This window comes from Agromyces mediolanus, from assembly GCF_044917495.1.
Lineage (GTDB): Bacteria > Actinomycetota > Actinomycetes > Actinomycetales > Microbacteriaceae > Agromyces > Agromyces mediolanus_B.
The window spans coordinates 24,431-50,225 of record NZ_JAVSSI010000011.1; the positions used below are offsets into that span (position 1 = coordinate 24,431).

General features: G+C 73.5%; 20 protein-coding genes. 12 read left to right on the plus strand and 8 right to left on the minus strand.

Features of this window, described 5'->3' with window-relative positions; all coding sequences use genetic code 11:
- Positions 1-4 precede the first annotated feature (4 nt).
- A complete protein-coding gene (gene efeB, locus ROT00_RS14780; RefSeq protein ID WP_404775791.1) occupies positions 5-1,348 on the plus strand; it encodes an iron uptake transporter deferrochelatase/peroxidase subunit in 1,344 nt (447 codons plus the stop codon).
- A 61-nt stretch (positions 1,349-1,409) separates the two neighbouring features.
- On the opposite strand, the gene ROT00_RS14785 is transcribed toward efeB, so the two are convergent.
- On the minus strand, positions 1,410-1,826 hold the full coding sequence (locus ROT00_RS14785; RefSeq protein WP_404775792.1) for a hypothetical protein: 417 nt from the start codon (positions 1,824-1,826) through the stop codon (positions 1,410-1,412).
- Between the two features lie 87 nt (positions 1,827-1,913).
- Positions 1,914-3,404, minus strand: a complete 1,491-nt coding sequence (pdxR, locus tag ROT00_RS14790; protein WP_404775793.1) for a MocR-like pyridoxine biosynthesis transcription factor PdxR — start codon at positions 3,402-3,404, stop codon at positions 1,914-1,916.
- A 76-nt stretch (positions 3,405-3,480) separates the two neighbouring features.
- Here pdxR and ROT00_RS14795 point away from each other — a divergent pair, with 76 nt between their 5' ends.
- From ROT00_RS14795 to ROT00_RS14815, 5 genes are all read left to right on the plus strand, one after another.
- Positions 3,481-4,179, plus strand: coding sequence for a pyridoxamine 5'-phosphate oxidase family protein (locus tag ROT00_RS14795; protein WP_404775794.1), 699 nt, complete (start codon positions 3,481-3,483; stop codon positions 4,177-4,179).
- Between the two features lie 343 nt (positions 4,180-4,522).
- On the plus strand, positions 4,523-7,810 hold the full coding sequence (locus ROT00_RS14800) for a helix-turn-helix transcriptional regulator (RefSeq protein ID WP_404775795.1): 3,288 nt from the start codon (positions 4,523-4,525) through the stop codon (positions 7,808-7,810).
- A gap of 157 nt (positions 7,811-7,967) precedes the next feature.
- The gene (locus ROT00_RS14805) at positions 7,968-8,423 is read left to right on the plus strand and encodes a glutathione peroxidase (protein ID WP_404775861.1); all 456 of its coding nucleotides are present in this window, start codon (positions 7,968-7,970) and stop codon (positions 8,421-8,423) included.
- Between the two features lie 63 nt (positions 8,424-8,486).
- Positions 8,487-9,116, plus strand: a complete 630-nt coding sequence (locus tag ROT00_RS14810) for a TetR/AcrR family transcriptional regulator (protein ID WP_404775796.1) — start codon at positions 8,487-8,489, stop codon at positions 9,114-9,116.
- Positions 9,117-9,180: 64 nt separating this feature from the next.
- Positions 9,181-10,155 (plus strand): DUF389 domain-containing protein, encoded by a 975-nt coding sequence (locus tag ROT00_RS14815; RefSeq protein WP_404775797.1) that lies wholly within the window; start codon positions 9,181-9,183, stop codon positions 10,153-10,155.
- A gap of 116 nt (positions 10,156-10,271) precedes the next feature.
- Here ROT00_RS14815 and ROT00_RS14820 read toward each other — a convergent pair whose 3' ends face one another.
- Positions 10,272-13,001 carry an immune inhibitor A domain-containing protein gene (locus ROT00_RS14820; protein WP_404775798.1) on the minus strand — a complete coding sequence of 910 codons (2,730 nt, stop codon included), beginning with the start codon at positions 12,999-13,001 and terminating at the stop codon, positions 10,272-10,274.
- 544 nt (positions 13,002-13,545) lie between these two features.
- On the opposite strand from ROT00_RS14820, the gene ROT00_RS14825 reads away from it, so the two are divergent.
- The gene (locus ROT00_RS14825; protein ID WP_404775799.1) at positions 13,546-13,953 is read left to right on the plus strand and encodes a hypothetical protein; all 408 of its coding nucleotides are present in this window, start codon (positions 13,546-13,548) and stop codon (positions 13,951-13,953) included.
- A gap of 74 nt (positions 13,954-14,027) precedes the next feature.
- Here the strand turns inward: ROT00_RS14825 and ROT00_RS14830 are convergent, their stop codons facing one another.
- Both ROT00_RS14830 and nucS read right to left on the minus strand, forming a co-directional pair.
- A complete protein-coding gene (locus tag ROT00_RS14830; protein ID WP_404775800.1) occupies positions 14,028-14,720 on the minus strand; it encodes an HAD hydrolase-like protein in 693 nt (230 codons plus the stop codon).
- 98 nt (positions 14,721-14,818) lie between these two features.
- Complete coding sequence (gene nucS / locus ROT00_RS14835; RefSeq protein ID WP_404775801.1) at positions 14,819-15,514, minus strand: endonuclease NucS; 696 nt, start codon at positions 15,512-15,514, stop codon at positions 14,819-14,821.
- Positions 15,515-15,567: 53 nt separating this feature from the next.
- Here nucS and ROT00_RS14840 point away from each other — a divergent pair, with 53 nt between their 5' ends.
- Complete coding sequence (locus tag ROT00_RS14840; RefSeq protein ID WP_404775802.1) at positions 15,568-16,200, plus strand: pyroglutamyl-peptidase I; 633 nt, start codon at positions 15,568-15,570, stop codon at positions 16,198-16,200.
- Here ROT00_RS14840 and ROT00_RS14845 read toward each other — a convergent pair.
- The gene (locus ROT00_RS14845; protein WP_404775803.1) at positions 16,197-17,504 is read right to left on the minus strand and encodes an MFS transporter; all 1,308 of its coding nucleotides are present in this window, start codon (positions 17,502-17,504) and stop codon (positions 16,197-16,199) included. The genes ROT00_RS14840 and ROT00_RS14845 overlap by 4 nt on opposite strands.
- Positions 17,505-17,905: 401 nt before the next feature.
- Between ROT00_RS14845 and tdh the strand changes: the two genes are divergently transcribed.
- The 3 genes from tdh to ROT00_RS14860 all read left to right on the plus strand — a co-directional run bounded on the left by tdh (position 17,906) and on the right by ROT00_RS14860 (position 21,571).
- Positions 17,906-18,949 (plus strand): L-threonine 3-dehydrogenase, encoded by a 1,044-nt coding sequence (tdh, locus tag ROT00_RS14850; protein ID WP_404775804.1) that lies wholly within the window; start codon positions 17,906-17,908, stop codon positions 18,947-18,949.
- Positions 18,950-18,966: 17 nt separating this feature from the next.
- Entirely contained in the window at positions 18,967-20,175 is a 1,209-nt protein-coding gene (locus tag ROT00_RS14855) for a glycine C-acetyltransferase (protein WP_404775805.1), read from the plus strand.
- Between the two features lie 325 nt (positions 20,176-20,500).
- On the plus strand, positions 20,501-21,571 hold the full coding sequence (locus ROT00_RS14860; protein ID WP_404775806.1) for a LacI family DNA-binding transcriptional regulator: 1,071 nt from the start codon (positions 20,501-20,503) through the stop codon (positions 21,569-21,571).
- An 81-nt stretch (positions 21,572-21,652) separates the two neighbouring features.
- Here ROT00_RS14860 and ROT00_RS14865 read toward each other — a convergent pair whose 3' ends face one another.
- Positions 21,653-22,999 (minus strand): MATE family efflux transporter, encoded by a 1,347-nt coding sequence (locus ROT00_RS14865; RefSeq protein WP_404775807.1) that lies wholly within the window; start codon positions 22,997-22,999, stop codon positions 21,653-21,655.
- 119 nt (positions 23,000-23,118) lie between these two features.
- Positions 23,119-23,493 carry a YccF domain-containing protein gene (locus tag ROT00_RS14870; protein WP_230768437.1) on the minus strand — a complete coding sequence of 125 codons (375 nt, stop codon included), beginning with the start codon at positions 23,491-23,493 and terminating at the stop codon, positions 23,119-23,121.
- A gap of 146 nt (positions 23,494-23,639) precedes the next feature.
- Here ROT00_RS14870 and ROT00_RS14875 point away from each other — a divergent pair, with 146 nt between their 5' ends.
- Positions 23,640-25,679 carry a M13 family metallopeptidase gene (locus tag ROT00_RS14875; RefSeq protein ID WP_404775808.1) on the plus strand — a complete coding sequence of 680 codons (2,040 nt, stop codon included), beginning with the start codon at positions 23,640-23,642 and terminating at the stop codon, positions 25,677-25,679.
- Positions 25,680-25,795: the final 116 nt, after the last annotated feature.

The window sequence follows — 25,795 nt, forward strand, 5'->3', positions numbered from 1 at the left end:
TCCGATGACCGAGCCGGACGTCCCCGCCGGGGTCGACGACCAGGGCAGCGCCCCGGCCGACGGCGCCGCGCCCGAGTCCCGCGGCGTCTCCCGCCGTGGCCTGCTCGGGCTGCTCGGTGCGGGGGCGGCCGGCGCGGCCGCGGGCTTCGCGGGCGGAGCGGCGACCGCCGGGGTCGCCCTCACGGCGGGCACCCGCGGCGGCGGTGCGGCCGGGGCATCCGTGTTCCCCTTCTACGGGGCGCACCAGGCCGGCATCACGACGCCAGCCCAGGACCGCCTGCACTTCGCCGTCTTCGACACCGACGCGGGACTCGACCGGGAGGGCCTGATCGGGCTGCTCAGCGACTGGACGGCCGCGGCCGCCCGCCTCAGCCAGGGCCTCGAGGTCGCCGAGGGCGGCGCGGTCGGGGGCTCCGACTACGCACCCCCGGCCGACACGGGCGAGGCGCTCGGGCTGCCCGCCTCGGGGCTCACGATCACCTTCGGCTTCGGTCCGGAGCTCTTCGAGACCGCCGACGGCGCCGACCCGTTCGGGCTCGCCGCTCGCCGCCCGCCCGAGCTCGCGCCGCTGCCGCGCTTCCAGGGCGACGCGCTCGAACCGGGGCGCACCGGCGGGGCGCTCTGCATCCAGGCCTGTGCGGACGATCCGCAGGTCGCGGTGCACGCCATCCGCAACCTCAGCCGTATCGCCTTCGGGCGCGCGACCCTGCGCTGGTCGCAGCTCGGCTTCGGCCGCACCTCCTCGACCTCGACGAGCCAGACGACGCCGCGGAACCTCTTCGGCTTCAAGGACGGCACCGCGAACATCAAGGCCGAGGAGCCGGGCGTCGCCGAGGAGCACGTCTGGGTCGCCGCCGGCGACGAGCCGGCCTGGCTCGAGGGCGGCTCGTATCTCGTGGCCCGGCGCATCCGGATGGTCATCGAGAACTGGGACCGCGTGCAGCTCGGCGAGCAGGAGCAGCTCGTCGGCCGCTCGAAGGGCGAGGGGGCGCCGCTGTCGGGCGGCACCGAGTTCACCGAGCCGGACTTCGCGGCCACCGGCGCGACCGGCGCCCCGCTCATCGACCCGGCCTCGCACGTGCGGCTCGCGCATCCGACCATGAACGGCGGGGCGCGCCTCCTCCGCCGCGGGTACAACTTCGTCGACGGCAACGATGCGCTCGGACGGCTCGACGCGGGTCTCTTCTTCCTGTCCTTCCAGCGCTCGCCGGAGCAGTTCGTGCGGGTGCAGACCTCGCTCGCCGCCGACGGGTTGAACGAGTACCTGAAGCACGTCGGCTCGGCGATCTTCGCCGTCCCTGGCGGCATCGCCGAGGGCGAGTTCGTCGGGCAGCGGCTGTTCGCGTAGCCACGCGGCGCCTCGCCCGGGCCCGCCTCGCGCCGCACAGCCCCGAGGCCCGCCTCGCGAGCTACTCCTCGGTCGAGCGGGCGCCCTCCACGACCGCCCAGCGGTCGTCGCCGAGCGGCTGCAGCTGTCCGAAGACCTCCTGCCCGTCGCGCACGGCGGTGAAGTCGAGGGCGCCGGGCGTGCCGCCGACGATGCCCTCGCCGCCCGAGAACCGCGGCTGCTCGTAGCCGATCTCGATCATGGCGTCGCGACGCTGCCCCTGATCCCAGTTGCCCGAGAGGAAGCCGAGCACGGCGAGCCCCGAGAGCGGTCCGGCGACGACGAGCACGTAGCCGAGGTCGCGCATCCAGCGCCGCTCGCGTCCCGCGATCGCGAGCACCGCGCCCGTCAGCAGCACGAGCCCGGAGAAGACGAGCGGCCACGGGCTCCACGGTTCGAGGACGACGACGGGGGAGTCGAGGGCGATGACGGGCGGCACCCGGTCAGGGTACCCGAGCGCGCTGCGCACCGACCCCGAGCGCACTGCGCACCGACTCTGAGGGTGCGGCGCCCGCTGCGGAAGCGCTCACCCCTCGACCGCGGCGCGGATGCGCTCGAGGGCGGCGGCCAGCGCCAGGTCGCCGACGCCGGCGTAGCCGAGCACGATGCCCGCCGGTCCGGGGCGGTCGCCGCCGGCCCCGGGCGGCGAGGCGGCGTACTGCGCGAGGGGCGCGACCACGACGCCGTCCGCAGCCAGGCGTGCGACGAGCACCCGTTCCGCGTCGCGGTCGGCGACCTCGAGCACCGCGTGGAGCCCGCCGTCGACGGCGCAGAGCCGGGCGCGCCCCGGGTCGAGCGAGCCCAGCGCGTCCTGCACCATGCGCCGACGATGCGCGTACTCGCGGCGGGTCGCGGCGATGTGGCGGCGCAGGGCGCCGCGGTCGAGGTAGTCGGCGATGGCGAGCTGCACCGGGCCGGCGACCGGGGTGTCGAGCTCCGCGCGCGCGGTCGCGACGGCGGTGCGGAGGCCCTCGTGCCCCGGCAGGACGATGTAGCCGAGCCGCAGCCACGGGGTCAGCACCTTGGAGAAGCTGCCGACGAGGACGACGCGTTCGCCGCCGCCGTCGAGCGAGGCCAGTGCGGGCAGCGGCGCCCCCGTGTGCCGGAACTCGCTGTCGTAGTCGTCCTCGATGACCACCGCGTCGGCGCGGGCGGCGGCGGCGAGGAGCGCGAGCCGCCCCGCGACCGGCAGGCGTCCGCCGAGCGGGTACTGGTGGCTCGGGGTGACCATCACCGCGTCGAGCCCGCGGCCGCGGCGGGGCCGGAGCGCGCGGCCGAGCGCACCGAGGTCGAGGCCGTCGGCGTCGAGCGGGATGGGCACGGGCAGCGCCCCGTGCCGCGCGAGCGCGCGGCGGCCGGCCGGGTAGCCGGGGTCCTCGACGCCGACGCGGGCGTCGTCGCCGCGCAGGGAGACGAGGGCGGATGCCACGAGCGCGAGCGCCTCGCCGGTGCCCGCGGTGACGACGACGTCGTCGGGGGCGCAGGCGACGCCGCGGGCGCTCCGCAGGTGCTCGGCGATCGCGCGTCGGAGCTCGGGTACGCCGAGCGGCGGCGGCGAGGTGGTCGGCGGCCGCACGGCGGCGGCACGCCACGCGGCGCGCCAGGCCCGTTCGTCGAGCCGGGCGGTCGAGGGGACGCCGGGGGAGAGGTCGGCGACGATCGGCACGGTGCGCTCGTGCCCGGTGCGCGGGCCGGCGGGTCGCGCGCGGTCGGGAGCGGCACCGGTCGTCGTCGGGGCATCCGCCGCCGGCTCCGCCGTCGACCGCGGCTGGACCGCGGTGACCCGCGTCGCCGCGCCCTGGCGGAGTTCCAGATAGCCTTCGCCGGCGAGCTGCTCGTACGCCGCGACGACGGAGCTCCGGGAGACGTCGAGCTCGGCCGCGAGCGCGCGGGTGGAGGGGACGGCGTCGCCGGCGCGGAGCCGTCCGTCGAGGATGCCGAGGCGGAGCGCCGCGACGAGCTGCCGGACGACGCCCTCGGTGGCGTCGCGGTCGAGGAGGATGACGGGTTCGGCCACGTGTCCCAACTGGTCTGCTCGAATGTCAATGAACTGGACTGCACACGATACCAGTCGGCGGGCGAGACTCATCGGCATGACCGAACCCGCCGCAGCCCCCGCTGCCGCCCCGCACTCGACCGCCCCTCGTGCGTCCGCCGCCGACCGCCGCATCCGCCGGATGCCCGAGCGGCAGCGCGACGACCGCGCCCAGCTCGACGCCCTCCTCGACCAGGAGCTCGTCGGCCACCTCGCGGTCGTCGCCGGCGGTCAGCCGCTCGTGGTCCCGATGGCGTACGCCCGGGTCGGCGACGCGCTGCTCCTGCACGGTTCGACGGGCGGCGGCTTCGCGCTCCGCGCGGCGGCCGAGCGGACGACCGTCGCGTTCGCCGTGACCTCCCTCGACGGGCTCGTCTACGCCCGCTCGCTCTTCGACTCCTCGATGAACTACCGCAGCGCCGTGCTCTACGGCGTCCTCGAGACCGTCCCGGAGGACGAGGAGCACGACGCGCTCGTCGCGCTCTCGGCGCACCTCATGCCGGGGCGCCCGGCGGAGGTGCGCGATTCGACGCGGAAGGAGTACGCGGCGACCCGCGCCCTCCGGCTGCCGATCGACGAGTTCGTGATGAAGGCGCGCGCCGCGGGGGCGAGCGAATCCGCGGACGACGGCGAGGACCACTCCGCCTGGGCCGGCGTCGTGCCGCTCGGGCGGGCGTGGGGCGAACCGCTCGCCTCGGAGCTGACCCCCGCGGGGACCCCGCTGCCGGAGTCGGTGCGCCGCCTGCTGGAGGCCTGAGGCGGTGCGCTCCGCGAATTAAGGCGATCGCCGGATGCCCCGTCGGTACCTCAGCCAGGAGGCTCGAGGGACCGAACAGGGGAGAAGATCATGGAATTCGCAGACGCCGTGCTCGCGACGAGCACCTATGACGCCGATCTGCGACGCGCCGAGTTGGTGCTCGAACTGCGCCGCGCCGCCGAGGAGCGCGCATCCGGCCGCAGCGCATGACGGGCGAGTCAGCCGGCGCCCGGTGGGCCGTCGCACGCCGCGTCGCCCGCACCGCCGACGCGGCGTGACGGTCGTCGATCCGCTGGCAGCGGAGCCCGGCGCGGACGTCGGCGGGGCGTGGCAGCATGAGGTGATGACCACCTCAGCCAGCGCCGCGATGATCGGCCGCGATGCCGAGCTCGCCTGGCTCGACGGGCTGCTCGGCGAGGCCGAGGCCGGCATGCCGCGCACCGTGGTCGTCGGCGGCGAGGCGGGCATCGGCAAGAGCCGGCTCATCCGCGAGTTCGCCGAGCGGGTGGGCGGCACCGCGGCATCCACCACCGGCGAATCGGGCGCCGCTGCATCCGGCACGGGCGCAGCGGGCGCATCGGGCGCCGCAGCATCCGGCGCCGCTGCATCCGGCACCGCCCGGGTCATCGTCGGCCAGTGCGTCGACCTCGGCTCGGTGGCCGCGCCCTACGCGCCCATCAAGGCGGCGCTGCGCAGTCTCGTCTCCGCGATCGGCGAAGCGCGCGCGCTCGAGACGGTCGGGCCGGGCCGGGCGGCGTTCGTCGCCCTGCTGCCGGAGCTCGCCGAGCGCGCCGCCGACGGCGCCGGCTCCGGGGCGTCGGATGGCGCGGTCGCGGGCGGGCCCGGCGCGAGCGGGCAGCTGCACGAGGCCATCGCGGTGCTGCTCGAGACCGTCTCGCGCGAGCGCCCCGTGGTGCTCGTGGTCGAAGACCTGCACTGGATCGACCCGGCGAGTCTCGGCCTGCTCCGTTTTCTCGTTCGCGCGCTCACCGCGAGCCGGGTCATGCTGCTCCTCAGCTATCGCAGCGAAGACGTGACCCGCGGCCATCCGCTGCGCCCCTTCCTCGCCGAGCTCGAGCGCGACCGCTGGGTCGATCGCCGCGAGCTGTCCCGGCTCTCGCGCGACGAGGTGCGCGAGCTCGCGGCCTCCCTCGCCGGCGCCGCACCCGACGAGGCGCTCCTCGACACGCTCTTCCGCCGCAGCGACGGCGTGCCCTTCTTCGTCGAAGAGGTGGTCGGCCTCGACGGCTGCACCGACGAGGGGCAACTGCCCGACACGCTGCGCGACCTCCTGCTCGCGCGCTACGAACGGCTGAGCGACCCGGCGCAGCAGCTCCTGCGGCTGATCGCGACGGGCGGCGTGCGCGTGCCGCACTCCCTCCTCACGCAGGTGTTCCGCGGCGACGACGACGAGCTCGACGAGGCGGCGCGCGAGGCGCTGCTCGGCGGGGTGCTCATCGTCGACGGCGAGGAGTACGGCTTCCGGCACGCGCTCGTGCGCGAGGCCATCCTCGCCGACATCCTGCCCGGCGAACGGGCCAGGTTCCACGCCCGCTACGCGGGGGCGTACGAGGCGCTCGCCGCGGCGGGCGGGCGTCGCCTCGCGGCGGAGATCTCGTACCACTGGCTCGGCGCCAACGACGCGATGCGGGCGTTCCCGGCGACGGTGCAGGCGATGCGCGAGGCGCGCGCCGCCTCGGCGTTCGCCTCCGCGGCCCAGCTCGGCGAACGGGCCCTCGCCCTGTGGGACGTCGTCGACGGCGCGACATCCGACGGCGCGATGTCCGGTGGCGCGACGTCCGACGGCGCGGCCTCTGGTGGTGCGACATCCGAGGGCTCCGGCACGGCTCCCGGTGGCGCCGCGAAGATCGCGGGCATGAGCCGCACCGAGCTCATGGGCCGCACCGCCTCGCACCACCGCAATGCGGGCGACAACGACCGCAGCCTCGCCGTGATCAAGGCGGCGCTCGCCGAGTGCCCGCGCGACGACCCGAACTACCCGCGCCTGCTGCGCGACCGTGCGCTCACCCTCGGCAGCGACGGGCGGCCCGGGTCGATCCCGCTGCTGCTCGAGGCGCTCGAGGTGCTCGGCCCCGACGGCCCGGCCGAGCTGCGCGCCTCGGTGCGCACCTCCCTCGCCGGGCGTTACATGATCGACGGCCGGCTCCGCGAGGCGGTCGAGATGGCCGACAGCGCGTTCGAACTCGCCGAGTCGCTCGACGCCCGCCTCGCCCCGCGGCTCGCCTCCGTCGCGTTGAACATCGGTGCGGTCAGCCGGGCGCACCTCGAAGATCCGCTGGGGGCCGCCGAGCAGCTCGAACGCGCCAAGCAGCTCGCCGACGGCGACGGCTCCGCGCTCCTGCGCTACTGGGTGAACGCCTCCGACCTCTACCACCTCCTCGGCGACTACGAGCTCGCGATCGAGCTGGCCGAGGAGGGGCTCGCCCGAGCCAGGGCCACGGGGCTCGAACGCAGCAGCGGGGTCATCCTCGCCTCCAACGCGGTCGACCCGCTGTTCGCGCTCGGGCGCTGGCAGCGCGGGCTCGAGCTCATCGAACGGGCGATCGCGCTCGACCCGCCCGAGCCCTTCAAGATCTACCTCTGGCGGGCCGAGGCGTGGGCGGAGCTCTGGCGCGGCGATCTCGCGACCGCCGATCATGTGCTGCGCACGAACCGAGCCGCGATGAACGCCGTCGGCGAGGTCGAGCTGCAGACCCGGCAGAGCGTCGGCCGGGTGGCCACCGAGATCGCGCTCGCCCGTGGCGACGTGGTGGGCGCCTGGCGCGAGGCCGCGCCGCTGCTCGACGAGCACGAAGGCGCCATCGCCGGGTACGGGCTGCCGTACGCCTGGGCGCTGGCGCGCACGATCGCGGCGGCCCGCTCCGGGCACGCCGCCGCGAACGCCGAGGACGCCGAGCTGCTCGCCGCCGCCTCCGCGGCCGAGCCCCGCCTGCGGGCGCTCCTGGGCCGCTTCGGGCACTGGCCGTTGCACTCCCTCTGGCTCGCGCTCGTCGATGCCGAGCTCGCCGGCACGGCGCACACCGCGGACGCCGCCGGCACAGCAGACTCCGCAAGCACCACCGGCACCGCGGACACCGCCGCCAGCGCCGAGTCGACCGCTCCGGAGCGCGCGGTCGAGGCGTGGCGCCGGGCGGTCGATGCGGCCGACGACCCGCGCGCGATGCGGCTGCTGCGCCCGTACGCCCGCCTCAGGCTCGGCGAAGCGCTGCTGGCGGCGGGCGAGCGGCAGGAGGCCAGGGCGAGCCTGCAGCTGGCCCACGACGAGGCCGAGCAGGGCGGGGTCGGCGCGGTGCTCGCCTCGGTCGTGCGGGTGGCGAAGGCCGCCGGGCTCGTGTTGGACGGCGGCGGCGCCGGGCGCGCCACGGGCGTCACCGACGCGCTCGACGCCGCCGCCGATGCCACCGCGGAGCTCACCGCCCGCGAGCGGCAGGTGCTCGCGCTCATCGCCGAGGGGCTCAGCAACCGGCAGATCGGCGAGCGGCTGTTCATCAGCGGCAAGACGGCGAGCGTGCACGTGTCCGCCATCCTGCGCAAGCTCGGTGCGGCGACCCGCACCGAGGCGGTGTACCGCGCGGGGCTGGCCTCGGCGGCGGGGGCGCCGCTCGCGTAGCGCCCACCGGCTCGGGTACCGCGATCGGCGGCTCCGGGAGCGCTTCCTCCGATGTTCCTGACCGTCTCGCCGCCCCCGGCGGTTCGCCGCTCGAGCGGGCGTAGTCTGAGCGAGGAGGTACGACGTGACCGCATTGGACGACATCCCCTTCTCCACCATGGAGGGCGAGGAGCGCTCCCTCGCCGACTACGCGGGCCAGACGGTGCTCGTCGTGAACGTGGCCTCGCGCTGCGGACTCACCCCGCAGTACGCGAAGCTCGAGGAGCTGCAGCGGCGCTACGCCGACCGCGGGTTCACGGTGCTCGGCTTCCCGAGCAACCAGTTCCTGCAGGAGCTCTCGAGCAACGAGGCCATCAGCGAGTTCTGCTCGACCACCTACGGCATCTCCTTCCCGGTGCTCGACCGCGTCCGGGTGAACGGCCGCAACGCGCACCCGCTCTACCAGGAGCTCAAGCAGACCCCGGATGCCTCGGGCAAGGCCGGCCGCGTCACCTGGAACTTCGAGAAGTTCCTCATCTCGCCGGACCGCGAGGTCACCCGCTTCCGGCCGAGCACCGAACCCGACGCCCCCGAGGTGGTCGAGGCGATCGAGGCATCCCTGCCCGCCGCCTGAGCCGGTGGCGTGGCCGCCTGAACCGGTAGCGTGGTGGGTCGAGCACCAAGGAGCCCCACCCGCATGAAACCCGGACCCCGGCGCAGCATCAGCCAGGCCGACATCGTCGACGCCGCGTTCGAGATCCTCGAGGAGAAGGGCTTCGCCGCCGTCTCCGTCCGCGCCGTCGCCGCGGCGCTCGGGCTCACGCCGACCGCGCTCTACACGTACTTCCCCTCGAAGGGCGCCCTGCAGGCCGCGATGATCGAGCAGCTCCTCGCGGGCGTCGCGGAGACCGCCGCTCCCGACTGGCGCGAACGGATCCACGCGATCGCCGGAGCCCTCCGCGGTCGTATCGCCGCCCACGCCGGCTCCGTCGCCCTGCTGACGAGCGGCCCGCTCGACGGCGAGCGCTCGAAGGATCTCGCCGAGGCGCTGATCGTCGCGTTCGCGGAGGCCGGCCTCGGCGATGACGACGCCGCTCGCGCCGGACACGCGGTACGCGCGCACGTCGTCGGCACGGCGGCACTGGATGCCGCGGCCGCAGCCGCCGCCGAGGAGGACGCCACCCCGGAGCCCCTCTGGACGGACCCGAGCCGGCATCCGCGGCTCGAGGCATCCGCCCACCTCGGCCTCGACCGCGGCGACGGCGGCGACCTCGCCCTCCGCTGGGCACTGGATCGCCTGATCGACGGGCTCGTCGCCCGGGCGTAACCGGTCGATCCGGTCTCTCGCGCGCCTCCACCCCGGCTCGTCGCCCCGGCGCGACACTTGGCGCATGCTGCACTTCCGCATGATCGTGCCGGCCGAGCTCGGGGCGGCCGTCGACCGGGTGCTCGACGAGCACCGGGACCACGTGTCGAACCTCATCCGGATGCCGGGCGCCGCCACCGACCCGGTCGGCGACGTCGTGCTCTGCGACGTGGAGCGCTCCGCGGCGAGCGAGCTGCTCGGCGAGCTGCACGCGACCGGGCTCGATCGCGCCGGCTCGATCGCGATCGAGACGGTCGAGCTCACCCTCTCGCCGAGCGCGAAGCGCACGGCCGCGAGCGTCTTCGGCGGGGAGGACGACGCGGTCGTCTGGCAGGAGGTGGAGGCGCGCGCGGGCGACGAGGTGCGCCTCACCGCCACGTTCCTGGTCTTCATGGCGGTCGCCACGATGATCGCCGCGGTCGGGGTGGTGAGCGACCAGCCGATCCTCATCGTCGGCGCGATGGTCGTCGGCCCCGACTTCGGCCCGCTCGCGGCGATGGCGGTCGGGATCGTCCGGCGGCGATGGCGGGTCGTCGGGCGCTCGGCCGTGGCGATCCTCGTCGGCTACGCCTCGGCGATCGTCGTCGCGATGCTGTTCAGCCTGGTGATGGCGAGCTGGGGCGTGTTCCCGGCCGACCCGTTCGCCTCCTCGCACCCGGCCACCGAGTTCATCTGGACGCCGAACGTGCTGAGCTACATCGTCGGCTTCCTCGCGGGCATCGCGGGCGTGCTCTCGCTCACCTCGGCGAAGTCGGGTGCGCTCATCGGCGTGCTCATCTCGGTGACGACGGTCCCGGCCGCCGGTGCCGCGGCGCTCGCCCTCGCGGCGGGGGAATGGCACACCCTCGGCACCTCGCTGCTGCAGCTCGTCGTGAACCTGGCCGCGATCGTCACGGGCGGCGTCCTGACCCTGTTCGTGCAGATCCAGGTCGTGCGCGGCGGGCTGCGTCGCGGCGAACGAGCCGGCAGCGGCGGACGAGCCGGATCCCGCCGAGCCTGAGCCCGGCCCCATGCCCCGCACGACCGGGCGCCGGCAGCCGGCGCTGACACGACCGAGCGCCGGCCCCCACGAGGGGAGTCGGCGCCCGGTGCGCGGCAGGCCGCGCGGTGCGGCGGTCAGCCCGCCTTCGGCGGCGTGATCTGGATCAGCGCCGTCGTGTTGTCCTTCCCGGCCTTCTTGAGCTTCACCACAGTGCCGTAGCCCACGCCGTCATCGGCCGGGTTGCCCGAGCCGAACGGCCCGACCCCGGCGTCGACGCCGTCGTAGCCCGGCAGGCGGTTGCCCTCGAGGTCGTACAGCGGGGTGCTGTACTGCGCGTTCCCCACGGAGGGGACCACGGTCGAGGCATCCCGGTCGCGGTAGAACAGCGCACCGTCGGACTCGCGCAGGGCGAACCCGGGCACCCAGCCCTGGTCGTCGGTGAAGGTGCTCACCGGCTTCAGCGCGGGGATCTTCGTGCAGTACTCGGTGAACGCGTCATCGACGATGCATTCCTTGAAGGGGTACGTCTTCTGCAGGCCGAAGGCCGCGTTCGAAGACTGCGCCCGCGAGGGCATCACGTTGAGCGTCGACGGGTCGAGGTCGGCCGCCGCTCCGGTCCGCTGCAGCGGATTGAAGTGGCTGTCGACGATGAGCAGGCCGCCCTTGGCGCCGTAGCTGGGCAGCGCCGCCTCGTTCGCCGTGATCATGTTCGAGTCGCCGTACGTCGTGTCCCGGTACCAGACGAGCATGCCGGGGGCGTTGTAGGCGAGCTTCTCGACCTTCCAGGCGCCCTCCTGGTACACGCTGTTGTACGCGTACTTCAGGCCCTGGTCGAAGCCGTCCATGTTCCGCCACTCGACGAGGTAGTACTGCGCCTTGACCGAGGTGCCGGTGTCCTGACGCCAGCCGGGGCCGGTCGTCGTCGTGAACGAGGCCACCTCGGGCGTCCACCCGTTGTCGCCCTGCTCGACGTCGTCGCTCCACACGGTGTCGGCACCGCTCGTGACCGCGAAGTCGTCGGCGAACCATCCGCGCTCCTGGAAGGCGGCGTCCGTCGCGAGCCGGAGGCGCAGCTGCACCGTCTGCCCCGCGTACGAGGTCAGGTCGACGTAGTCGTGGCGCCATCCGCCGGTCGAGCCGGTCAGGCCGTACTTCTTCGGCGTTCCCGCGCCGAAGTCGCTCAGCCGGCCGTTCGGGTCGGCGTAGCCGTCGGGCGTCGTGACCTCGGCCCCGGCCTCGTCGAAGACCTTCTGCTCGGTCCAGGTGGTGCCGCCGTCGGTCGAGACCTCGACGAAGCCGAAGTCCCAGTCCTCCTCGATCACGAAGTCGTTCCACATCCAGAACTTCGGATCCGTGGCGGGCACGTCGATCGTCCGGCCGAGGCGGAGGTCCGCCCAGTCCTGATCGGAGCCGGTGTACCACATGTTCTCGCCGCTGTGCGGGGTCGCGAGGGTCACCACCTTGTCGGGCAGGTTGACCTTCACGCCGTCCTCCGAGCCCTTCAGCGGGCGCGAGTTCTGGCCGACCTTGAAGGTGGCGCCGCGCTCGCCGGGGTTCATCTCGGCGGGGTCGGCCCAGCCGAGCACGTACTTGTCCCAGAGGCCCATGTGCGTCGGCATCGACTGGAAGATGGGGCCCGCGTGCGAGCCGGAGCTCATCAGGTCCCAGAAGTCGACGTCGGAGTCACCGGCGTTCGAGGTGTCGTACAGGTCGGGCAGGCCGAGGTCGTGGCCGTACTCGTGCGCGAACACGCCGACGCCCGAGTCCTCCGGCTGCACGATGTAGTTCGACAGCTTGAGGTCGGTGCCGGGGATGTCGGCGCCGCCCGCGACGGCGGAGGAGTGCGCCCAGATGGCGTAGGTGCCCTCGGCGCCGCCGCCGCCCGACTTGTCCTCGCCCGCGTGCACGAGCACGACGTGGTCGATCACGCCGTCGGGCTCGAAGAGGTCGCCGTCGCCGTCGCGGTCGCCCTGGTCCTCGATGTCGTAGTCGGCCCACGGGAAGTCGGGCTGCGCGGCCGACAGCGCCGCGACGGCGTCGATCGGGAGCTGGCCGGGCCCGAGCGGGTTGTCGGGGTGGCCCTGCATGTCCTGCATGGGGCCGGCCTCGTAGACGCCCTCCTCGTTCTGGTGGCAGACCGTGGCGCCGTAGTACGCCTCGGAGTGCGGCACCTTCACCCAGGCGGTCGCCTCACCGGTGACGGTGTAGGCGCCCTGCGACATCTCCTCGTACATGTTCTTCATCGTGTAGCCGGAGATGTCGATGCCCTTGCGGCCGTCGGGGCCGCGGAGGTCCTTGCGGACGCGTTCCTTGATGCCCTTGTCGCTGAACAGCATCTTGTTGTAGTGCTCGCTCGAGAAGTCGGGCACCCACATCGAGTTGTTGTCCTCGAGCTCGTAGTCGGCGGGGTTCGGGATGTTGTTGTGCAGCGGGCCGCTCTGCGGGGCGCCGGGCTTGCACTCGGTCGCACCAAACTCGGTCGGCACGTACACGTCGCTGAAGTCGTCGACCACCGTGTCGTCGAACTCCACGAGGATCGTGAGGAGCTTCGCCTCCTGCGTCTCGTCGGCCTGCTTGTAGTTCGGCTTCTTGTGCTTGTTGCCCTTCCAGCCGTGGCCGTGCCCGTGGCCGCCGCGGTCCCACTTCAGTTCCTTCGGGCTCTTGCCCGTCTTGTTCGACTGGTCTTCGAGCTGGGCGAGTCCTTGTGCGGCGACCGGGTTGCCGGCCGAGTACTTCTCGTCGACCGCCTTGGCCTGCTCGAGCGCGGACATGCCGCGGGCCGTGTCGTTCTTCGCCCCGTTCACGTCGACGACCACTTCGTCGTCGCCGAAGGCGCTTTCCGCTCGCGGTGCGACGTAGTTCATGTAGTACTCGTCGTCACCGATCACCGGCGCGGGGACGGGCGATGGCGACGCATTCGCTGGCGCGATGCTCAGGGTCGCCAGACCGGCGGCCGCGAGCGCGAGCACAGATGTCGTCGCCACCACGCGCCGCGCGCGAGTGGAGTTTCCAGACATGCTTCTCCCTCCGAGCACCGCCGCGTGGGTTCGTCGCGACGGTGCGACTGGCGCGCGTCGATCAGACGCGCGTACTCGGCATCATGCACCGTGTACCCCGTTTGGGGGAAGAGGGGAATTTTGAAAGGTTGGAACATCGCCGCGATCGGCGCGGATTCCGGGGCTCGATCGCGAGGATCTTCGATCCCCTGCGCATCGGCCGTGGGATCTTCGCCCGGCGGATGCCTCGGCCGCGTGCCCGGGCGGCGCTACGCTGGCGGTGGCGCACGGCTGCGCCGGATTCGGGGGGATCGGGATGTCTCGACAGCGAACGGTGCGCTTCGACCGGCGTGCGTCGACGGACTCGGCGGGCCAGTCGCTCAGACCGCCTCGGCGAGCCAGGCGCCTTGCGGTGCTGGTGACGGCGGCCGCCCTCGCGGCAGCCCTGAGCGGCTGTGCGGGGGGCGGCTCGGGCGGCGGCGCGGACTCGCCGAGCGCCGCCTCGAGTCCCTCCGCGAGCGACGGCGCCTCGATGCTGCCGCCCGTCATCGTCGACCTCGGCGCCATCGACGGCACGACCGTCGAGGTGCCGGTCGGAGGCACGGTCGACCTCGTCGGCGACGACGAGCACTTCACCGCCTGGTCGGCGGAGCTCTCCGACCCGGAGGTCGCCGAATTCGTGCCGGGAAAGGACGACGGCTCGGCGCAGTTCAACCCGGGTCTCACCGCGCTCGCCGAGGGCGACACCGAGGTGACGCTGTCGAACGCCGAGTCGGGCGAGAAGCTCGGCTTCACGCTCGAGGTCGTGCCGGCGACGTAGCCGAGACGTCGGCGTCCCGGCGCCCGGGCGCGGCCGGGCGGGGCAGCGGGGCCGGCAGTGCCGGCAGTGCCGGCTCAGCCGAGCAGGAGCTTGCCGAGCTGGTCGCTCGAGTGCACGATCGCGAGCGCGTCGGCGGCCTCGGCGGGGGAGCCGTAGCCCCACTCGACGACGATCGTCGGCACGTCGTGGGCTGCGGCGCCGAGGATGTCGTAGCCGCGGTCGCCGACCATGACCGCGTGCGAGGCATCCACGCCCGCATCGCCGAGCCGGCGCAGCGCCTCGGCGACGACCTCGGCCTTCGTGGCGCGCGACTCGTCCTCGCTCGCGCCGGTGATGGTCGTGAAGTAGGGGCTCAGGCCGGCGTGGTCGAGCACGGCCCGCGCGACGGCCTCGGGCTTCGAGGTGGCGAGGGCGACCGGGATGCCGGCGGCGTGCAGCCGTTCGAGCAGGCCCGCGATGCCGGGGAAGACGGGGGAGCGGATCGCGCGCTGGTTGTAGTGCGCCCGGTAGACGCCGAGGGCCTGCCTGGCCCGCTCCTCGTCGAGGCCGGCGGCGAGGCGGAGGCTCTCGAGCAGCGGGGGGCCGACGTAGTCGCGGAGGGTCTCCTCGTCGGGGACGGGCAGCCCGATCGCGTCGAAGGTGTGGGCGAGGGAGCGGGTGATGTCTCCGGCGGAATCGATGATCGTGCCGTCGAGGTCGAACAGCACGGCCGACCAGGTTCGGGTGGCGACGACGGATGCCGGGGGGAGCAGCGTGTCAGAGGTCACCGTGACATCCTACGGGCGCGCGGCTGCACGAAACCCGAGCGTCGCTCGGCTCGGCGTCGCGCAGCGTTGGGCGCGCAGCGCTGCGCCGCGCCGCACGCTCAGAACAGCCGGGCGTGCCCGCTGTCGACGCCGCGCATCTCGTCGTAGTCGAGCACGACGCAGCGGATGCCGCGGTCCTCGGCGAGCGTGCGCGCCTGCGGCTTGATCTCCTGCGCGGCGAAGACGCCGCGCACGGGGGCGAGCCGGGGATCGCGGTTCATCAGCTCGAGGTAGCGGGTGAGCTGTTCGACGCCGTCGATGTCGCCGCGGCGCTTCAGCTCGACCGCGACGCTCGCGCCGGCCTCGTCGGTGGCGAGGATGTCGACCGGGCCGATCGCGGTCATGTACTCGCGGCGGATCAGCCGGTACCCGTCGCCGAGCCGCTCGATCTGCTCGGCGAGGAGCTGCTGGAGGTGCGCCTCGACGCCGTCCTTCTGCAGGCCCGGGTCGATGCCGAGCTCGTGGGCGGAGTCGTGCAGCACCTCGTGGATCTTCACGATGAGCTTGTCGGCGGTCTTCTTGTGCGTGACGGTCCAGACCTGGGTGATGCCGCCGGCGGCCTGCTCCTCGTCGGGCTCCGCCTCGGCGAGCGTGCACGGCGGGCTCATCCAGTTCAGCGGCTTGTAGCTGCCGCCGTCGGAGTGCACGAGCAGGCTCCCGTCGCCCTTCACCATGAGCAGGCGGGTCGCGAGCGGCAGATGGGCGGAGAGCCGGCCGGCGTAATCGACGGAGCAGCGGGCGATGACGAGACGCACCGTTCGAGTGTACGCGGCGCCGGCCGGTCCCCTCCCCGTGGAATCCTGGACCGATGCGCATCCTCGTCACCGGCTTCGAACCGTTCGGCGCCGACGCCGAGAACGCGAGCGGCGAGACGGTCACGCGGCTCGGCCGGGAGTGGGGCGATCCGGACGTCGAGCTCGTCACCGCCATCCTGCCGGTGTCGTTCGCCGCGGCGCCCGCCCGGCTCGGGGAGCTCGTGGCGGCGCACCGCCCCGACGCCGTCCTCGCGATCGGCGAGGCGGGGCGGCGCGCGACGGTCACGCCGGAGCGCTTCGCGCGCAACCTGATCGACGCCCGCATCCCGGACAACGACGGCGCGCAGCCGCGCGGCGTCGCGATCGACGACGGTCCGGACCGCCGCGCGGCCGGCTTCGACGTCGGCGCGCTCGTCGCGGCGATCCGCGCGGCCGGGGTCCCGGCCGAGGCATCCGACGACGCCGGACGCTTCGTCTGCAACCGGATCGCCTACGAGCTCGCCCGCGCCGGTCTGCCCGGCGGGTTCCTGCACGTGCCCGCCGTTCGGAGCCGCGGGGTGGCCACGGTCGGCGCGGAGACGGGCGGTGGCGACGCCGCCGGTTCCGGCGCGCTCGGCTTCGACGAGCTGGTGCGCGCCGCGGCGGCGGCCATCGGCGTGCTCGCCGCCGGGCGTCGCGTCGCCTAGCCCTGCGGGGCCGTGCTCCGCGAGCGCTCCCGCGCGGCCGGGGCGAGGATGCCGGCGACGGCCGTGAGACCGAGGATGACGAGGAGCGCGTTCAGCAGTCCGAAGTGCTCGCCGAGGAAGCCGATGAGCGGCGGCCCCGCGAGGAAGGCGAAGTAGCCGATGATCGCGACGGCGCTCACCCGGGCGGCCGAGTTCACGGGGTCGTCGGCGGCGGCCGACATGCCGACCGGGAAGCCGAGCGAGCAGCCGACGGCCCAGAGCGCGGTGCCGACGATGATGACCCAGGGCTCGGTGCCGAAGATGAACATCGAGATGCCGATGACGGCCGTGACGGAGAGCACGCGCAGCACGGGCACCCGCCCGAAGCGATCGAGCACCGGGCCGCCGAGCACGCGCGACACCGTCATGGACACGGTGAAGACGCTGAACACGAGCGCGCCGGTGGTCGGGTCGAAGCCGTGGCCGTCGACGGCGGCGAGGGTGATCCAGTCGTTCGCCGAGCCCTCGGCGAACGACATGCTCAGCATGATCGCGCCGATGAGGAGCAGCCGCACGTCGGCCCAGACCGACAGGCTCGCGCGGAGGCGCTCCCGCCACGGCGGCTTGGGGGCGCCCTGCTCCTTCGGGTCGCCGAGCTCGGCCCGGCGCGGCACGAAGCGGACGGCGACGACGACGGCGATCGCGATGAGCCCCGCGATGATGCCGAGGTGCACGAGCACCGGGAGGCCGAGCGCGGCGGCGCCGGCGGCGAGCACGGCGCCGGCGACGGTGCCGAAGCTGAAGAAGGCGTGCATGAGCGGCATCAGCGTCTTGCCGATCTCCCGTTCCGCCTCCGCGCCCTCGACGTTCATCATCACGTCGACCGCGCCGTTGCCGAAGCCGAAGAAGGCGAGGCCGACGACCACGGTGGCGACCGACGGCGCGAGGGAGCCGCCGACGCCGATGAGCACGAGCCCGACGGAGACGAGCAGGAGCATCGCGATCATGCCCATCCGCGCGCCGAGGCGCGCGAGGAAGACGGGCGCGACGACGAGGCCGATGATCGAGCCGGCCGACATGCCCAGGATGACGAGGCCGACGCCCTGGGTCGACAGCTCCGTGAAGTCGCGCACCGCGGGGAGCCGGGCGACCCAGCTCGCCATGCTGAGGCCGGACAGGAAGAAGATGGCGAAGACGGCGTTGCGCCACGCGGCGAGCCCGCGGGGCGTGCGGCTGCGCTTCGGGGTGCGGCCCGCCGTCTCGGCGGCCCGGCCGGCGGGGCCGGCCTGGGTGCTCGGCTCGGCGTGGTCTGGGGTGTCGGTCATCTCGAGTGCTTCGTCGTGCGGCGGCTGGGGCATCCGGGCGTCCTCGCGGTCGTCATCGGCCCGAACGGCCGGGATGCCGCTCCCAGTCTGGCCGATGGGGATGGTCGTGCGGAGCGAGGGCGCGCGGCGGGCCGGGGTCCAGTCCGGCCCGCCGCGGCCTCGAATCGATTCGAGTCGAATCGATTCGACCACGATAGCGATCGGCCGGGCGGCCTGCAAGCCCTGCCGCGCAGCCGGCACGCCCCGTCCGGGCTCCACGGGCGCGCGTGAAACACCGCGCGCCTGAAACACTCCGCCAGGCGTCGATACGATGGCTGAGGCATCCGGCGCACCCACCGGACCGACTCGCACGGACCGCCGCACCCAGCGGTTCCGTGCCCTGATCCACGATGGAGTTCCACATGAAGGCCCTGTTCAAAGCCGCGCCCGGTGCCGGATTCGAGTTCGTGGATCGGCCGGAGCCCGAGGTGGGGCCGGCCGACGTGAAGATCCGGGTGCTGCGCACGGGCATCTGCGGCACGGACCTGCACATCGAGAAGTGGGACGACTGGGCCGCGTCGACGATCGCGACGCCGCTGATCCCGGGACACGAGTTCTCGGGCGAGGTCGTCGAGGTCGGGCCGCTCGTGCACGACGTCGCCGTCGGCGATCTGGTGTCGGGCGAGGGGCACGTGGTGTGCGGCATGTGCCGCAACTGCCGTGCCGGTCGCCGGCAGATGTGCATCCGCACGCACGGCGTCGGGCTGCACCGCGACGGTGCGTTCGCGGAGTACATCGTCATTCCCGGGCAGAACGTGTGGGTGCATCATTCCCCGGTCGATCCCGAGCTCGGCGCGATCTTCGATCCCTTCGGCAACGCGGTGCACACGGCGCTCGCCTTCGGCGTGGTCGGCGAGGACGTGCTCGTCACCGGCTGCGGGCCGATCGGGCTCATGTCGATCGCGGTCGCGCGGCACGTGGGGGCGCGCTTCGTGGTGGCGACGGATGTCTCGCCGGCACGTCTCGAGCTCGCCCGCCGGATGGGCGCCGACGACGTCGTCGACGTGTCGCGGGAGCGGGTGCGCGAGGCGCAGGAGCGGCTCGGCATGCGCGAGGGCTTCGACGTCGGCTTCGAGATGAGCGGTTCGCCGAAGGCGCTGCCGGAGATGATCGAGAACATGAACCACGGCGGCCGCATCGCGATGCTGGGCCTGCCGTCCGAGCCGTACGCGATCGACTGGGGCAAGGTCGTCACGCACATGCTGACGCTGAAGGGCATCTACGGCCGGGAGATGTTCGAGACCTGGAACTCGATGTCCGCGATGCTGCAGACGAGCGAGCCGCTGCGGGACGCCGTCGCGAGCGTGATCTCCGACCGCTTCCCGGCTCGGGAGTGGCGCGCGGCGTTCGACGTCGCCGCATCCGCGGGGGCCGGCAAGGTCATCCTCGACTGGACCGAAGTATAGGAACGGGTGGATCGCACATGTACGGAGACGTGAAGGCGCAGCTGCGCGCCGAACTCGACGAGATCGACGCCGCCGGGCTCACGAAGCGCGAGCGCGGCATCGTCGGACCGCAGTCCTCGACGGTCGACGTCGCCTCGGGCGGCGCCGCCGGGGTCGGGCTGCAGCGGGTGCTGAACTTCTGCGCGAACAACTACCTCGGCCTCGCCGACGACCCGCGCATCGTCGCCGCCGCGCACCGCGGCCTCGACGAATGGGGCTACGGGATGGCGAGCGTGCGCTTCATCTGCGGCACGCAGACCCAGCACCTCGAGCTCGAGCGGCGGGTGAGCGAGTTCCTCGGCTACGACGACACCATCCTCTTCTCCTCGTGCTTCGACGCGAACGGGGGCGTCTTCGAGACGCTGTTCGGGCCGGAGGACGCGATCATCTCCGACGCGCTGAACCACGCGTCGATCATCGACGGCATCCGCCTCTCGAAGGCCCGCCGCTTCCGCTACGCGAACCGCGACCTCGCCGACCTCGAGCAGAAGCTCGTCGAGGCATCCGACGCCCGCCGGAAGGTGATCGTCACCGACGGCGTGTTCTCGATGGACGGCTACATCGCGCCGCTCCGCGAGATCTGCGACCTCGCCGACCGCTACGGCGCGCTCGTCTTCGTCGACGACTCCCACGCCGTCGGCTTCGTCGGTGCGAACGGCCGCGGCACTCCCGAGCTGTGCGGCGTCGAGGGCCGGGTCGACATCACGACCGGCACCTTCGGCAAGGCGCTCGGCGGCGCCTCGGGCGGCTACGTCGCGGCCCGTCAGGAGATCGTCGACCTGCTGCGCCAGCGCGCCCGCCCGTACCTCTTTTCCAACACGCTGGCCCCGGCGATCGTCGCGGGCACGCTCGAGGCCCTCGCGCTGCTGTCGTCCTCGGGCGAGCTCCGGGAGCAGCTGCAGGCGAACGCGGCCCTGTTCCGCTCCCTCATGACCGAGGCGGGCTTCGAGCTGCTGCCCGGCGAGCACGCGATCGTGCCCGTCATGTTCGGCGACGCGGCGCTCACGGCCCGCATCGCCGACGCCCTGCAGACCCGGGGCGTGTACGTGACCGCGTTCTCGTACCCCGTCGTGCCGAAGGGGGAGGCGCGCATCCGCGTGCAGCTCTCGGCCGCGCACTCCGAGGACGAGATCCGCGCGTGCGTCGACGCCTTCGCCGCCGCCCGCGACGAGGTCGCCGCCGGCTGAGGCGCGGCGCGGGAGATCGGACGGACGCGGGCAGTCCGTCTGCGTGCCCCGCGCCTGCCCGCCCTGCGTCTGCGCGCCCCGTCGGTTTGCGCACCCTGACGTCTGCGAGTTGCACGACCGGGTTCCCGGCGCGCCGCAGTATCTGGCGCGTGGGCCGGTTCGTCGTGCAACTCGCAGGGCTCGGGGGGCCAGGGGCACGGGGACGGGGCACGAGCAGGCAGGGGCAGCGCAGGCGGGCGGCCAGGCAGCGAGTGCTGGCAGGGCAGGCAGGCAGGCAGTCGAATCGATTCGGGCGGCTCGCAGGACTGGCCTCTAGACTCGGGGCATGACCGCCCGCCCCACCCTCGCCGACGTGGCCGCGCACGCCGGCGTCTCGGCGTCGACCGCGTCGCTCGCCTTCTCCGGGTCGGGTCCGGTGTCGGATGCCACGAAGGAGCGGGTGCTCGCCGCGGCCGCCGAGCTCGGCTACGCGGGCCCCGACCCGCGGGCGCGCTCGCTCCGGCGGGGCCGCTCGGGCATCGTCGGCGTCGTGCTGGAGGAGCGGGTGCGCAGCGCCTTCCTCGACCCGGTGAAGATCCGCACCCTCGACGGCATCGCCGACGGTATCGCCCCGCTCGGCGCGGCGCTCCTCCTGCTGCCGTTCATCGGCGGCGAGTCGGAGGGCGCCACGATCGAGGACGCACCGGTGGACGCCGTCGTCCTGATCGGCTGCAGCCCGCGGGTCGAACACTCGCTCGAGATCCTGCGCCGCCGGGGCATCCCGACCGTCGCGATCGAGGGCGGGCCCACGGGCGACGACGTCCCCGACATCTCCATCGACAACCGCGACGCGACCCGCCGCGGCGCCGAGCACCTCGCCGAGCTCGGGCACCGCGAGGTCGGCGTCGTGACGCTGCCGTTCGACGCCGAGCGCACGAGCGGCCCCGTCGATGCGGCGCTCGAGGCGCGGGCGTCGACGCAGGTCACGATCGAGCGGCTGCAGGGCGCGCGCGACGTGTACCCGGACGCCCCGGCGGTCGCCGCGACGACGAGCTCGATCGAGGACGGCCGGCGGGCGGCGTTCGTCCTGCTGGCGGATGCCTCGGGCGCCGCACTCCCCGCCGACCGCCGGCCGACGGCGATCATCGCGCAGAGCGACCTGCTCGCGGCGGGAGTGATCCACGCGGCGGAGGAGCTCGGCCTGTCCGTGCCCGGCGAGCTCAGCGTCGTCGGCTTCGACGGCATCCGGGTCGACGGCCTGCGGCACGACCTGACGACGCTCGACCAGCCCTCGACCGACAAGGGCCGTGCGGCGGGCGAGGCCGTGGTGCGCCTGCTCGCGGGCGAGCCGGCGACGTCGCTCGCCTTCACGAGCACCCTGCACATCGGCGACACGACGGCGCCGCCCGCGCGCTGATCGCGGCGGGCCGCCCACCACGCCGGCCGCACTGACCGCCGGGCGCGCTGACCGCCGGCCGCACCGACCGCCGGGCGCGCGCTACGCCACCCCGGTGACCATCCAGCGGCTGCCCCGCGCCCGCAGCGAGAGCGTGATCGCGCGCGCCGCGAGGTACCCGAGAGCGAACGCCGCCATCAACCAGGCGAGCGCCGCGGCGCCGGGGGTACCCGAGGCATCCGCCCACCACACGGCGCCGAGTGCGAGCGGAACGTAGGCGGCGAGGTTCACGAGTCCGGTCCAGGCGAGGTATCGCGCGTCGCCGGCGCCGATCAGCACGCCGTCGAGCACGAAGACCAGCCCGCCGAGCGGGGCCGAGATGCCGAGCACGACGAGCGCGGGCGGCAGCAGGGCGGCGACCTCGGCCGAGGAGGTGAACAGCTGCGGCAGCACCCACGCCGTCGCGACGACGAGCGCGCCGATGACGACCCCGGAGCCGATGCCCCACTGCAGGCAGCGCCGCAGCACGAGGCGCACCTCGGCGACGTCGCCCGCGCCGAGCCCGCGGCCGACGAGGGCCTGCGCGGCGATCGCGAGAGCGTCGAGCGCGAAGCCGAGCGTGAAGTAGATCGAGATCGCCACCTGGTACGCGGCGAGCTCGTCGGGGCCGAGCGCCGTCGCCGACCACGTCGAGAGCAGCAGCGCGGCGCGCAGGCTGAGCGTGCGCAGGAACAGCCAGCCGCTCGACGACGCCCCGCCGAGGAGCCCCGCCCGGTGCGGCCGCCAGCCCGCGCCGGCCCGCCGCACGTGGCGTCCGACGACGATCAGGTAGACGGCGACCATGCCCCACTGCGCGACGACCGTGCCGACCGCCGAGCCGGCGATGCCCCAGCCGGCGAGATAGATGAAGACGAAGTTCAGCACGATGTTCGCGGCGAAGCCGATGCCGGCGACCCAGAGCGGGGTACGGGTGTCCTGCAGGCCGCGGAGGAGGCCGGTCGCGGCGAAGACGAGCAGCATCGCGGGGAGCCCCGCCATCGAGATGCCGAGGTAGCTGCGGGCGGCCTCGGCGATGGCGGCGTCGGCTCCGAACGCCCCGACGAGGGCCGGGGTCGCGGCCCAGCCGGCGAGGCCGAGGAGCGCGCCGAGCCCGAGCGCGAGCCAGAGCCCGTCGATGCCGGCCTGCACGGCGCCGCGTTCGTCGCCCGCGCCGAGCCGCCGTGCCACGGCGGGCGTCGTCGCGTAGGCGAGGAAGATCATCAGGCCGATGATCGTCTGCAGCACCGCGCTCGCGAGGCCGAGCCCGGCGAGCGGGGTGGCGCCGAGGTGCCCGACCATGGCCGTGTCGGCCAGCAGGAACGCGGGTTCGGCGATGAGTGCGCCGAGCGCGGGCACCGCGAGGCGCAGGATGTCGCGGTCGACGGAACGGCGTTGGGGCGTGGTGCTCATGTGCCCGTCGAGCCTACGGCCTGCCGCCGACGGGCTCGCCCGGGCTCGGCCCGGCTCGGCTCGGCTCGCCCCGGCTCGGCCCGGCTCACCCCGGCTCGGCCCGGCTCAGCCGCGCGACCTCACGCCTTGTCGACGATCTCCTTGCCGAGCGGGGCGAGCGAGATCGGGATCATCTTGAAGTCGGCGAGCCCGAGCGGGATGCCGATGATGGTGATGCAGAGCGCCACCCCGGACAGCACGTGCCCGATCGCGAGCCAGAGCCCGGCGAGCAGGAACCAGATCACGTTGCCGATGAACGCCCACGCGCCCGAGGTCGGCTTCTGCACGACCTCGCGGCCGAACGGCCAGAGCGCGTACCTCGCGATGCGGAACGACGCGATGCCCCACGGGATCGTCACGATGAGGACGCACATGATGACGCCGGCGACGAGGTATCCGAGGAAGAGCCAGAACCCGGACAGCACGAGCCAGATGACGTTGAGCACGGTGTTCATAGGGCCTCCATCTTCGCATCGGATCGCTTCGCACCGGATCCGCCGACGAGTCTGCCCGCTCCCGGCATCCGCCGGTATGGATCCACGTCGGGTGTTCACGAGAATCGCAGGCCACCGTTCAGGCTTCGCCGCCTAGGCTGGAGCGCATGACCGACGACGGCACCCTCAGCTCCGGCATCGCGCTCGACGAACTCGACCCGGGCGTGCGCCCGCAGGACGATCTGTTCCGCCACGTCAACGGCAAGTGGATCGATCGCACCGAGATCCCGGCCGACAAGGCCCGCTTCGGCTCCTTCATCGAGCTGCACGAGGAGGCCGAGCGCGCGGTGCGCGAGATCATCGTCGAGGCGCAGGGGGCCGACCCCGGCACCGAGGCGCGCAAGGTCGGCGACCTCTTCGCGAGCTTCATGGACGAGCAGCACGCCGAGCTCCTCGGCGCGACCCCGATCGCGGGCCAGCTCGTCGAGGTGTCGCTCATCGGCGACGTGCCGAGCCTCCTCGAGACGCTCGGCCGCCTCGAGCGGCAGGGCGTCGCGGGCTTCGCGCAGCTCTTCGTCGACAACGACCCGGGCGACCCCGAGCGCTACCTCGTCTTCGTCGAGCAGGGCGGCATCGGCCTGCCCGACGAGAGCTACTTCCGCGAGGAGCGCTTCGCCGAGGTGCGCGAGGCCTACCGCTCGCACCTCGAGCGGATGTTCCGGCTCGCGAAGCTCGACGGCGCCGCCGAGCGCGCGGCGCGGGTCTTCGAGCTCGAGACCGCGATCGCGGCCGTGCACTGGAGCAACGTCGACTCCCGCGACAGCGAGAAGACGTACAACCTGAAGGGCTGGGCGGATGCCGCGGCGCTCGCCTTCCCCGGCGCGGATGCGGCATCCTCGGGCCTCGCGATCTGGCGCGACGCGATGGGCGTCCCGGATGCCGCGTTCGCCGAGCTCGTCGTCCGCCAGCCGAGCTTCGTCGAGGGCGTCGGCGCGCTGCTCACCGAGGACCGCGTGCCGGCCTGGCGCGACTGGCTCGCCTGGCAGGTCATCCGCGGGGCGTCGCCCTACCTCTCGAAGGACTTCGTCGAGGCGAACTTCGACTTCTACGGCCGCACCCTGACCGGCACGCCGCAGCTGCGCGAGCGCTGGAAGCGCGGCGTCTCCCTCGTCGAGGGCGCGATGGGCGAGGCCGTCGGCCGCATCTACGTCGAGCGGCACTTCCCGCCCGCGGCGAAGGAGCAGATGGACGAGCTCGTCGGCTACCTCGTCGAGGCGTACCGCGAGTCCATCGTCGGCCTCGACTGGATGGGCGAGGAGACGAAGCGCAAGGCGCTCGACAAGCTCGCGAAGTTCACGCCGAAGATCGGCTTCCCCGTGAAGTGGCGCGACTACTCCACCCTCGGCATCGAGCCCGGCGACCTCGTCGCGAACGTGCGGGCCACCGCGGAGTTCGAGTTCCGCCGCGAGCTCGGCAAGATCGGCAAGCCGATCGACCGCGACGAGTGGTTCATGACCCCGCAGACCATCAACGCGTACTACAACCCCGGCTTCAACGAGATCGTGTTCCCGGCGGCCATCCTGCAGTACCCCTTCTTCACGCCCGAGCGCGACGCCGCCGCCAACTACGGCGCGATCGGCGCGGTCATCGGGCACGAGATCGGCCACGGCTTCGACGACCAGGGCTCGAAGTACGACGGCGACGGCCGGCTCACCGACTGGTGGACGGCCGACGACCGCGCCGCGTTCGAGGAGCGCACGAAGGCACTCATCGACCAGTACGACGCGCTCGTGCCCGCGCAGCTCGCCGAGGCATCCGCCGCGCCGTCGACCGACGCCGACGGCGCTGCCGAGGCGTCCGAGGCGCCGCACGTGAACGGCGCCCTCACCATCGGCGAGAACATCGGCGATCTCGGCGGCCTCGCGATCGCCTGGAAGGCGTACCTGCTCTCGCTGGGCGGCGAGGAGCCCCCGGTGCTCGACGGGCTGAGCGGGGCCGAGCGCTTCTTCCTCTCCTGGGCGCAGGCCTGGCAGATGAAGGCGCGCGACGCCGAGGTGGTCCGCCTGCTGGCGATCGACCCGCACTCGCCGAACGAGTTCCGCTGCAACCAGATCGTCCGGAACATCGAGGAGTTCTACACTGGCTTCGGAGTGACCCCCGACGACGCCCTCTGGCTCGACCCGGCCGAGCGGGTGACGATCTGGTAGCCGCTCCCAGCGACCGAAATCCCCGTGTCCAGAACCCGTCCCACCAGATACCGTTGATCTCGAGCGTGCCGCACCCGGCGGCGGGGGAACGCCGAGCGCATGAGCAGGAGTGTGCA

Coding starts and splice junctions, on each gene's coding strand:
- ROT00_RS14815 (WP_404775797.1), top strand. CDS start 9,181: ATGCTGCACTTCCGCATGATCGTGCCGGCCGAGCTCGGGGCGGCCGTC.
- ROT00_RS14810 (WP_404775796.1), top strand. CDS start 8,487: ATGAAACCCGGACCCCGGCGCAGCATCAGCCAGGCCGACATCGTCGAC.
- ROT00_RS14820 (WP_404775798.1), bottom strand. CDS start 13,001: ATGAACTACGTCGCACCGCGAGCGGAAAGCGCCTTCGGCGACGACGAA.
- ROT00_RS14805 (WP_404775861.1), top strand. CDS start 7,968: ATGGAGGGCGAGGAGCGCTCCCTCGCCGACTACGCGGGCCAGACGGTG.
- ROT00_RS14865 (WP_404775807.1), bottom strand. CDS start 22,999: ATGAGCACCACGCCCCAACGCCGTTCCGTCGACCGCGACATCCTGCGC.
- ROT00_RS14845 (WP_404775803.1), bottom strand. CDS start 17,504: ATGACCGACACCCCAGACCACGCCGAGCCGAGCACCCAGGCCGGCCCC.
- ROT00_RS14840 (WP_404775802.1), top strand. CDS start 15,568: ATGCGCATCCTCGTCACCGGCTTCGAACCGTTCGGCGCCGACGCCGAG.
- ROT00_RS14855 (WP_404775805.1), top strand. CDS start 18,967: ATGTACGGAGACGTGAAGGCGCAGCTGCGCGCCGAACTCGACGAGATC.
- tdh (WP_404775804.1), top strand. CDS start 17,906: ATGAAGGCCCTGTTCAAAGCCGCGCCCGGTGCCGGATTCGAGTTCGTG.
- ROT00_RS14870 (WP_230768437.1), bottom strand. CDS start 23,493: ATGAACACCGTGCTCAACGTCATCTGGCTCGTGCTGTCCGGGTTCTGG.
- ROT00_RS14800 (WP_404775795.1), top strand. CDS start 4,523: ATGACCACCTCAGCCAGCGCCGCGATGATCGGCCGCGATGCCGAGCTC.
- efeB (WP_404775791.1), top strand. CDS start 5: ATGACCGAGCCGGACGTCCCCGCCGGGGTCGACGACCAGGGCAGCGCC.
- ROT00_RS14795 (WP_404775794.1), top strand. CDS start 3,481: ATGACCGAACCCGCCGCAGCCCCCGCTGCCGCCCCGCACTCGACCGCC.
- ROT00_RS14860 (WP_404775806.1), top strand. CDS start 20,501: ATGACCGCCCGCCCCACCCTCGCCGACGTGGCCGCGCACGCCGGCGTC.
- ROT00_RS14875 (WP_404775808.1), top strand. CDS start 23,640: ATGACCGACGACGGCACCCTCAGCTCCGGCATCGCGCTCGACGAACTC.